Origin of the sequence: Paenibacillus herberti (assembly GCF_002233675.1) — a bacterium.
GTDB classification, from domain to species: domain Bacteria; phylum Bacillota; class Bacilli; order Paenibacillales; family Paenibacillaceae; genus Paenibacillus_O; species Paenibacillus_O herberti.
In genome coordinates this window covers 2,481,274-2,490,998 of record NZ_NMUQ01000001.1, presented here as the reverse complement: position 1 = coordinate 2,490,998, position 9,725 = coordinate 2,481,274, and the positions used below count along the sequence as shown (strand labels likewise).

General features: G+C 53.8%; 7 protein-coding genes. 5 read left to right on the top strand and 2 right to left on the bottom strand.

Annotated features, from left to right (window positions below):
* Positions 1–932 precede the first annotated feature (932 nt).
* Both CGZ75_RS24535 and CGZ75_RS25215 read right to left on the bottom strand, forming a co-directional pair.
* Positions 933–1,121 carry a hypothetical protein gene (locus CGZ75_RS24535; protein ID WP_141136722.1) on the bottom strand — a complete coding sequence of 63 codons (189 nt, stop codon included), beginning with the start codon at positions 1,119–1,121 and terminating at the stop codon, positions 933–935.
* Positions 1,122–1,266: 145 nt separating this feature from the next.
* The gene (locus CGZ75_RS25215; protein WP_176444772.1) at positions 1,267–1,434 is read right to left on the bottom strand and encodes a hypothetical protein; all 168 of its coding nucleotides are present in this window, start codon (positions 1,432–1,434) and stop codon (positions 1,267–1,269) included.
* A 362-nt stretch (positions 1,435–1,796) separates the two neighbouring features.
* Here CGZ75_RS25215 and CGZ75_RS11365 point away from each other — a divergent pair, with 362 nt between their 5' ends.
* From CGZ75_RS11365 to pheT, 5 genes are all read left to right on the top strand, one after another.
* Entirely contained in the window at positions 1,797–3,527 is a 1,731-nt protein-coding gene (locus CGZ75_RS11365; RefSeq protein ID WP_089524674.1) for a copper resistance CopC/CopD family protein, read from the top strand.
* 19 nt (positions 3,528–3,546) lie between these two features.
* Positions 3,547–4,413: a sensor histidine kinase gene (locus CGZ75_RS11360; protein WP_089524257.1), complete on the top strand. Its 867-nt coding sequence runs from the start codon at positions 3,547–3,549 to the stop codon at positions 4,411–4,413.
* Positions 4,414–4,763: 350 nt separating this feature from the next.
* Positions 4,764–5,459, top strand: a complete 696-nt coding sequence (locus CGZ75_RS11355) for a response regulator (RefSeq protein WP_089524673.1) — start codon at positions 4,764–4,766, stop codon at positions 5,457–5,459.
* 714 nt (positions 5,460–6,173) lie between these two features.
* Positions 6,174–7,208 carry a phenylalanine--tRNA ligase subunit alpha gene (gene pheS / locus CGZ75_RS11345; protein ID WP_089524256.1) on the top strand — a complete coding sequence of 345 codons (1,035 nt, stop codon included), beginning with the start codon at positions 6,174–6,176 and terminating at the stop codon, positions 7,206–7,208.
* Positions 7,209–7,230: 22 nt separating this feature from the next.
* Positions 7,231–9,669: a phenylalanine--tRNA ligase subunit beta gene (gene pheT / locus CGZ75_RS11340; protein WP_089524255.1), complete on the top strand. Its 2,439-nt coding sequence runs from the start codon at positions 7,231–7,233 to the stop codon at positions 9,667–9,669.
* Positions 9,670–9,725 lie beyond the last annotated feature (56 nt).

Sequence of the window (9,725 nt, the reverse complement as noted above, 5' to 3'; positions counted from 1 at the left end):
GCATTCAAGTAGCTTTTGCTACTTGGTTTGTAAAAAGCGAGCATCGCCGCGGCGTTCAAGTAGCTTTTGCTACTTGGTTTGTAAAAAGCGAGCATCGCCGCGGCGTTCAAGTAGCTTTTGCTACTTGGTTTGTAAAAAGCGAGCATCGCCGCGGCGTTCAAGTAGCTTTTGCTACTTGGTTTGTAAAAAGCGAGCACCGCCGCGGCGTTCAAGTAGCTTTTGTTACTTGGTGTGTGAAAATCGAGCCCCGCCGCGGCATCCAAGTAGCTTTTGCTACTTGGTTTGTAAAAAGCGAGCATCGCCGCGGCGTTCAAGTAGCTTTTGCTACTTGGTTTGTAAAAGGCGTGCTCCGTCGCGGCGTTCAAGTAGCTTTTGCTACTTGGTTTGTAAAAAGCGAGCACCGCCGCGGCGTTCAAGTAGCTTTTGTTACTTGGTGTGTGAAAATCGAGCCCCGCCGCGGCATTCAAGTAGCTTTTGCTACTTGGTTTGTAAAAAGCGAGCATCGCCGCGGCGTTCAAGTAGCTTTTGCTACTTGGTTTGTAAAAAGCGAGCATCGCCGCGGCGTTCAAGTAGCTTTTGCTACTTGGTTTGTAAAAAGCGAGCATCGCCGCGGCGTTCAAGTAGCTTTTGTTACTTGGTTTGTAAAAAGCGAGCCCCGCCGCGGCGTTCAAGTAGCTTTTGCTACTTGGTTTGCAAAAAGCGAGCCCCGCCGCGACGCTTAAGTAGCTTTTGCTACTTGGTTTGCAAAAAGCGAGCCCCGCCGCGGCGTTCAAGTAGCTTTTGCTACTTGGTTTGTAAAAAGCGAGCCCCGCCGCGACGTTCAAGTAGCTTTTGCTACTTGGTTTGTAAAAGGCGTGCTCCGTCGCGGCGTTCAAGTAGCTTTTGTTACTTGGTTTGTAAAAAGCGAGCCCCGCCGCGGCTCTCAAGTAGCTTTAGCTACTTGGTGTGTAAAAATCGAGCCCCGCCGCGGCGTTCAAGTAGCTTTTGTTACTTGGTGTGTGAAAAGCGAGCCCCGCCGCGGCGTTCAAGTAGCTTTTGCTACTTGGTGCGTGAAAATCGAGCCCCGCCGCGGCGTTCAAGTAGCTTTTGTTACTTGGTGCGTGCAGCCGTGTTTTCAGCAAAATATAGCGCCAGATAGATCATCATTAAAGCAGAGGTTTGTTTTCCTCTTCCATGGTTCATCACACTTGTTAATCCTATCTTGTTAATCCTATATAGAATGTGCCGCTTGGAGTTTACATATTCGCTACACCCTCGCCTACGCCATTATCGCCTCCGGCCAGATTCCTGCAAATTCCGCCCTTTGTTCTCAGCTTTTATTCTGCCCGCAGCTTCTCTCGTAGCCCTGCGCCGTGCCGCCGTGATCGATCCAATTGTCCCCGGCTTTACGTCATTCCGCCCGCTATTGTGCTTGCCAACCCACTTCACTCTCACGCCCGTAGCCCCCTTCCCGAAATGTTCACAATCCGGTTGGTTCAATTGGGTTCCATCAAGTAAAATATAGGCATGAATGACAGTTGGAAAGGAAGTGCAGGGCAAGCATGAATGCCTTTACAAGGCCTTTTAGTAATTTATATCTTTTCCTTCTGCTGAGGTTGGCGGGGGCATGGAAAACGTTCCATGCAACGGGCTCGCCAAAAGCCCGCCCACAGCGGCTCTTCGCCTTCCAAATGAGGCTCTTCGGCCGCCCACAGCGGCTCTTCACCCTCCAAATGAGGCTCTTCGGCCGCCCACAGCGGCTCTTCGCCCTCCTAATGAGGCTCTTCGCCCACCCACAGCGGCCGATCACCCTCCAAATGAGGCTCTTCGGCCGCCCACAGCGGCCCTCCGCCCACCAATTGCGGCTCTCCGCTCGCCCACAGCGGCTCATCACCCGCCCACAGCGGCTCATCACCCGCCCACAGCGGCTAATCGCCAGCCTTCTGCTGGCGTTCATAGCCCTCTTGCCGCTACTGCTTGCGGCCCCGGGCCAGGTTTCGGCCCATGCTGCCCTCAAGGAAGCTTATCCGGCGGCGGGAGCGCGTCTGGAGAGCCCGCCAGCCGAGGCCAAAGTCAGCTTTAATGAAAAGCTGGAAGCCTCAATCGGGGTGCTTGAAGTATTGGATGGCAACTCGGCCAAAGTAACGAACAACAAGGCGGTGTTAAGCGAAGACGGCCTGACGTTGACACTGGAGCTGCCGTCGCTGAAAGCCGGTGCTTATACCGTAAACTATAAGGTCATATCGGAGGATGGGCATCCTGTTAATGGCTCTCATGTGTTCGTTATAGGCGAGCCGCCTCCGGCGAAAGATGCTTCTACATACAATATCCACACCCAGCTAGGGCATGAAGGGCATAGCGACGATGCTCTGACGACAGCGACTCTTTTGCTGTATGCTGTGCGCTTCCTTTATTATGTGGCCTTGATGCTGGCTGCTGGCTGCGCGCTTTGGCCACTCTTGTATCGCAGTCGCTGGGAAGGTATTTCACAGCTGCTACGCGAAAGGTTCGCTAAACTTCCGGCGCAAGCGCTCGTTCTAGTCTCGCTGTTGTACGTTTTCGTGGAAAGTACTCAGATTATGGTGGGCCAGTCCTCAGAGGAATGGTTACCGCTGTTCACCAGCACTTCGGTCGGCCAGAGCTATGTAGCCCTGCTATTACTCGCTTTTGCCGGACTCTCATTGCCAGTTGGACGCAATTCACTGCGTGCCGTTTGGGGACTGCTGCTGCTTGCTACCGAAACGTGGAACGGACATGCGGCGGCTTCTTCGCCTCGCTGGGCAACGCTGTCGCTCGACTTTGTGCATCTCGTTGGAGCAGCTCTTTGGGCAGGCGGCTTAATGTTGTTGATCGCGCTTTGGTACGGAGAACGCAAGGAGGCCGGACGTTTCGCGGAGAGCTTCTCCCGTGCTGCATGGATCAGCATCGTCGTGTTATCACTGAGCGGAATTTTGCTCACGCTGCTTTACATGACCAAGCTGGAGTATCTGTTAATAACCCCATGGGGTATACTGCTGCTTGTAAAAGCGGGACTAGTTATACTCGTCACAGTAATCGGCTTTTTGCTCCGCCGCCGTATGAAGCGCTCTGGATTCCCGAGCGGCATTCTGCTCAAGGCGGACGGTGCGCTGATGGCGCTCATTCTCGTTATAGTCGGCGTGTTTACTTATATCAGTCCGCTGCCGGCCAACGAGCCCGTCTCATGGCATAAGATGGGCAGCGAGATGCATGTTTCGTTACGGATTACCCCAAATGTGCCAGGCAGCAATGAATTCATAACGCGTATCTGGATGTTCAAATCGCTGGGCAATCCGGAATCCGTCAAGCTCCGCCTTGTTCCAATCGACAAGCCAGAGGTTGGTGCAATCGAAATCCCGCTTGAAAAGTTTCAGGATGATGAGATTAGTACCTTCGACGGTTATACAAAAACGGCTTACCGTACTACGGGAACTTATCTTCCATTTGCAGGTCTATGGAGGGCCGAGATTCGGGTAGTTGATGAAAAAGGTGTGGAGCGAGAAGTGCAAACAAGCTTCCGCAACTACTGATGAAAGCAGTTGAGCGAGCATGAAGGCAGTAACGATTAAGCGGCTGATCCTTTGGACGCCGACCTTTCTGACCGCTGCCTGGGAATATGCGAGGCACACGTTTCTGCTACCTTACGTTTCTATGGACACCGGCAATATTATCAGCCCAATTCTCGTGTTTCTTGTGACCGTTACGTTGCTGAGCAAGCTGTTTCGCATGCACGACAATGTGCAGGAAGAGCTGCGTCGGGAGCAGGCGGTGAAAGCGTCCATCCAGGAGCGGGATCAGCTGGCTCGGGAGCTGCATGACGGCATATCTCAGTCATTGTTCCTGCTCTCGGTTAAGCTGGACAGACTCGATCGAGCACAATCTTCGGAGGAGATCCGAGAGACGACCGAGCAAATACGAGGTACAGTGCGCCATGTGTATGAGGATGTTCGGGAGTCGATTGCCAATTTACGCTCTGCCCCGGAAGTGTCTGACTTGCCATGGCTGCAGTCGCTGAGTGGGGCAGCTGCTGAGCTGCAGGATTCCGGAATTGAGATGGGGATTGACTGGAAGCTGCCGGATGTACTGCTGACAAGCCGCGAAAAGGTTGAACTACTGGCAATCATCCGCGAAGCGTTGATGAATGTACGCAAACATGCGGCCGCTTCCTTTGTTGAAGTAACCTGTAGGCAGGAAGGAACGGACGGTTTCCGCTGCTCCGTTACCGACGATGGAGTCGGCGCTGCTGCTGGAGCGGAGCTGGCAAAGGGCCGTTACGGTGTTCGGATGATGAATGACCGGGCTCGTGGAGCCGGTTGGGATTTTGCTTTTCGGAGCCCATCTGACGGGCAGAAACAAGGCACCACGGTAGAAATAGTAAGGCATTCTTCCCAGGTAGGACGAGCAACTCAGAGGTAGAACACAGCGTTCGAGAGGCAAGGCCGGACGAGCGATACAGAGGTAGATTGAAGTGTTCAGGAGCAAATTAGGCGAGTGAATAAGCGCTAGATTGCATTGTTCGAGAGCAAGTAAGACAAGCCAATCAGCGCTAGATCGCATTGTTCCGGAGGCAAGCAAGGCAGATCGCAGTTGTAGTTAATTCGGCAGTCAAAAGGAGGCGGAGTACATTGAATACGAATCAGCAGCAGTCCGATTTTGGGCAGTCTGAGAGTGGCGGGGGCAATGGTCAGGAGCCTTTTAACAGCGATCATGAGGGGACGCTGGACGGTAAAGAAGCATCCGTAGCGAGTCGAGGCCCTGTGAGCGTCATGCTCGTGGACGATCATCCACATGGACGCGAAGGAATGCGAATCATTCTGTCAGAGGATGCTTTTTTCCAAGTGGCAGGCGAGGCTTCGGGCGGTGAAGAGGCGGTATTGCTAGCAGAGAAGCTGCAGCCAGATCTTATTCTAATGGATATCCGCATGCCGGGTATCGATGGGTTGGAAGCGACCTCGCGCATCAAAAGTATCCTGCCTACGGTTAAGATTGTTATGGTCACCGTATCCGACGACATAGCCGATCTGTTCGAAGCGATCAAGCGGGGCGCGCAAGGTTATTTGCTCAAAAACCTTTCGCCTTCCGCATGGCTGGATTACTTGCGAGCCGTATCGCTGGACGAAACTCCGATGAGCCGCGAGCTAGCGACGCGAATTCTTCATGAATTTCTTCCCAATCGCAGTCGCGAGAGCCGCGTAGCATCGGCTGCCTCAACTCCGTTGCGCAGTTCCGCTAGCCAGTCCACAACCCCGCTCACCGAGCGTGAAAAGGAGATTTTGGAGCGAGTCGCACTAGGAGAGCCCAACCGCGAGGTGGCCAGCACACTCGGAATATCGGAGCATACAGTCAAAAACCATCTCAAGAACATCCTACAAAAGCTGCATCTGGACAACCGTGTGCAACTGACTCGGTATGCTTTTGAGCATGGCCTGATGGATCGGAACCGTGGAACGGAGCGGTTTTGAGCAGGGAACATTATTGGAAGAAAGCAAACAGCAAGGGCTTGAAATCGTAACCTTAACATTTGATGCCAAACATTTGGACTTTTATCAATAATGTGGATTCACCCATTGTTCAGGCGGGATTTGGCGTAAAAGCTAAGCTCCATGCCAGGTTACAGTTTGGTCTTATGTAGGTTACAGTTTGATCTTATGTAGGTTGCAGTTTGGTCTTATGTAGGTTGCAGCTTGGTTTTATGCAGGTTGCAACTTGGCCCTGTGATGGATATAATGAGTAATCAGTGTTTGAAATAAAATGTTTGAAAAACTCATCTATATGACACATTCCATACAGCGATGACGGAGACCAGTACACCGTGCTTGATCCACAGGGAGGGAACGCCGCCGATTGAGAGCGATCCCGGACAACCAGCCGGTCGAATTCACTCCAGAGCTTGAGACTTGAACGCGCCGATCCGGCGCCACTAGAGACTCGCGGGTCAGCCGTCCGTTATCCGGCTATTAAGCAGCCAGGCGCATTCATGCGCTGAGGAGTATTGCGAAACCCGAGCCGCATGTATGGCTCGTATTCGTACCTACTCAAGGCTGGAATCAGGGTGGTACCACGGTCCTTTCGTCCCTAGCGGAGAGGGCCTTTTTTGTTTTTATATATCCCAGAAAAAGTAAATTGATCCCGCTGAGCAGAGATTGGCTGGAACTAAGCACAAGGAGGCATTAGCGATGAAGGAACGTTTGGAGGCGCTGCGCGCAGAAGCGCTGCAGGAGCTGCAAGGAGTAACAGGCCCACAGGAGCTGAGTGATCTTCGCGTTAAGTATTTGGGCAAAAAGGGTGCGCTGACCGAGATTTTACGCGGCATGGGCGCACTTAGCGCAGAGGAGCGTCCGGTCATCGGCGAGGTTGCGAACAGCGTTCGCGGCGCGATTGAGGCCGTTATCGAGGAGAAAAACGCCGCATTCCGCCGCGCTGAAACGGAGGAGCGTCTGCGCTCCGAAACGATTGATGTCACTTTGCCGGGCAGCCCACTGCCTGCAGGAGCGGTTCACCCGCTCAACAAGGTTGCTCAGGAGATCGAGGATATTTTCATCGGCATGGGTTACACGATTGCAGAAGGTCCTGAGGTAGAGACCGATTATTACAACTTCGAGGCTCTTAATCTGCCTAAAAACCACCCTGCTCGCGACATGCAGGATTCCTTCTACATTACGGATGAAATTCTGATGCGCACGCAAACTTCTCCGGTGCAAATACGCTCGATGAAGGCAATGAGCGGTAAATCCCCGCTCAAAATCATCTGTCCTGGCAAGGTTTACCGCCGCGATGACGATGACGCGACTCATTCCTTCCAGTTCAATCAGGTGGAAGGCCTCGTCGTTGGCAAAGGCATCCGCATGAGCGATCTCAAAGGAACGCTGCTGCAATTTGTCCAGGAGATGTTCGGCAAACAAGCGCGTATTCGCCTGCGCCCAAGCTTCTTCCCGTTCACCGAACCAAGCGCCGAGGTTGATATGACCTGTTCCCAATGCGGCGGCAAAGGCTGCCGGATGTGCAAAGGAACGGGCTGGCTGGAAATTCTCGGCTGCGGCATGGTTCATCCAAAGGTACTCCAAGCCGGCGGTTACGATCCTGAGGAAGTGACTGGTTTTGCTTTTGGTATGGGCATCGAGCGTATCGCTCTGCTCAAATACGGTATCGATGATATTCGCCATTTCTATACGAATGATCTGCGCTTCCTGAGCCAGTTCGCAAGAATGTAAGGAAAGAGAGGGGACACCGAATATGAAAATTTCAACGAGCTGGCTGGCGGATTATATCAGTCTGGAAGGGCTGACGCCAGAGGAGATTGCGGAGAAAATGACGTCCGGAGGCATCGAGATCGATGCGGTCGAGTCGATGAATAAAGGTGTGACCGGCGTAGTTGTCGGTTATATCAAGGAAAAAACGAAACATCCCGACGCAGATAAGCTTAACGTATGTAAAGTTGATGTCGGTACTGGCGAGGATCTGCAAATCGTTTGCGGCGCAGCTAACGTAGATGCGGGCCAGCATGTTCCAGTTGCGACAATCGGCGCTAAGCTGCCAGGTGATTTTGCGATCAAGCGCGCGAAGCTGCGCGGTGTGGAGTCGCAAGGCATGATCTGCTCTGCACGCGAGCTCGGACTGAACGACAAGCTGCTTCCAAAAGAGCAGCAGGAGGGCATTCTCGTGCTGCCGAAGCTTCCGCTTGGCAAGCCGATCAGCGAAGTGCTCCATCTCGACACACATGTGTTGGAGCTTGATTTGACGCCGAACCGCTCCGATGCCTTGAGTTATATTGGTGTAGCTTACGAGATCGGCGCCCTTATGGGACGTCCGATAAAGCTGCCTGAGGGTGCGGTTTTTGATACTGCGGAGCAGACTTCGGACCATCTGTCGGTACGTATCGAGGCACGTGATGAATGTCCGCATTACAGCGCGCGTTATATCAAACATGTCACCGTTGCTCCATCCCCGCTCTGGCTGCAAAATAGGCTGATGGCGGCGGGTATTCGCCCGATCAACAATATCGTTGACGTAACTAACTATGTAATGTTGGAATACGGTCAACCATTGCATGCATTCGACGCCGATAAAGTGGCCCAAGGCGAGATCATCGTACGCCTGGCGCACGAAGGCGAAGAGCTGGAAACGCTGGACGGCCAGCCCCGTAAGCTGCAGCCCCATATGCTCGTCATCGCGGACGGCGAAAAGGCGATTGCCTTGGCAGGTGTTATGGGCGGCGCGAATTCCGAGGTTTCTGCGGATACCGTGAACATTATTCTTGAGTCGGCGAAGTTTGACGGTTCTGTAGTACGCCGTACTTCCCGTCAGCTCGGCCTGCGCTCGGAAGCAAGCCTGCGTTTTGAGAAAGAGGTAGATCCGGCTCGCGTTATTCCGGCGCTTGATCGTGCCGCTTCGCTGATTGCTGGGCTCGGCAATGGTCTTGTGACCGAGGGCATCGCTCAAGAGCTTGTTCATTCCGTGCAACCTGCCGTTATCGAGGTAAGTCTGGATCGCATAGCCAGCTATCTTGGCATGGAGTTATCCAAGCTAGAGGTTCAGACGATTTTCGGTCGGCTGGGCTTTGATTCCGAGGTGTCTGCTCAAGGTGTCATCAAGGTTCAAGTGCCGACTCGCCGCGGTGATATAACGCGTGATGTTGATCTGATTGAAGAGGTAGCCCGCCTTTACGGTTACGACAACATCCCAACGACGCCGATCATTGGCGAAACGACGCCAGGTGCGCTGACTGTGCCGCAAGCGGTACGCCGCGAGCTGCGCCGTCGCCTGTCGGATGCTGGTCTGCATGAAGTGATTAGCTATTCCTTCACGGCTCCGGCGCGGGCGGGGCTGTTCCCTGAGCTGTCGCATGGTGTAGTGCCGATTCGGTTGGCGATGCCGATGAGCGAGGAGCGCAGCGTGCTTCGCACGTCGTTGCTGCCGCAACTGCTGGAGACGGCGGCCTACAACCGCAATCGTAAAAACCATGATCTGGCGCTGTTCGAGATCGGAACGGTATTCCATACCGACGAGCAGCAGCTGACCCGTTTGCCGCAGGAGAAACATCGCTTCGCTCTGCTTTTGACCGGACAGCGCCGTGTGGCTGCTTGGAACCGCAAGGCGGAGAAGGTTGATTTTTATGACGCCAAAGGTGTACTGGAAACGATGTTCGCGACGCTTGGGCTGAGCGAATCCGTATCGTATGAGGCCGCCGCTCCGGGCGATCTGCATCCTGGACGTACCGCAGCGATTAAGCTCTCCGGCGAACGCGGCGAAGAGATTATCGGTTATGTCGGCCAGCTCCATCCAGAGTTGCAGCAAGGGAGCGACTTGGAGGATGTTTATGTCGCTGAGCTTGATCTAGGTGCGTTGTATGATGTAGTGGACCGCTCGATTGCTTACCGTGTGCTGCCGCGTTATCCGGCTTCAGACCGCGACATCGCGGTTACGGTAGATGCTGGCGTGCCAGCGGCTGCATTGTCAGCCGTCGTAAGGGAAGCTGCCGGCGAGCTGCTTGAGTCGGTGAAGGTATTCGACGTTTATACAGGAGAGAAGCTGGGCGAAGGTCGCAAGAGCGTCGCGTTGGCGCTTGTGTACCGCCATCCGGAGCGTACGCTGACCGATGATGAAGTTACTGCCGCGCATGCTTCGGCTGTATCTGCTTTAGAACAATCTTTCTCCGCTGAATTAAGGAAGTAGGCAGGAAACGCATGAAGCCGCATCGAAGTAGTCCCCGCTAGGGGCTGCAGATGCGG

Bases quoted from the DNA above. Each gene is read 5' to 3' on its own strand.
- CGZ75_RS11365 (WP_089524674.1), top strand. From the start codon at position 1,797: ATGAGGCTCTTCGGCCGCCCACAGCGGCCCTCCGCCCACCAATTGCGG.
- CGZ75_RS11360 (WP_089524257.1), top strand. From the start codon at position 3,547: ATGAAGGCAGTAACGATTAAGCGGCTGATCCTTTGGACGCCGACCTTT.
- CGZ75_RS11355 (WP_089524673.1), top strand. From the start codon at position 4,764: ATGCTCGTGGACGATCATCCACATGGACGCGAAGGAATGCGAATCATT.
- pheS (WP_089524256.1), top strand. From the start codon at position 6,174: ATGAAGGAACGTTTGGAGGCGCTGCGCGCAGAAGCGCTGCAGGAGCTG.
- pheT (WP_089524255.1), top strand. From the start codon at position 7,231: ATGAAAATTTCAACGAGCTGGCTGGCGGATTATATCAGTCTGGAAGGG.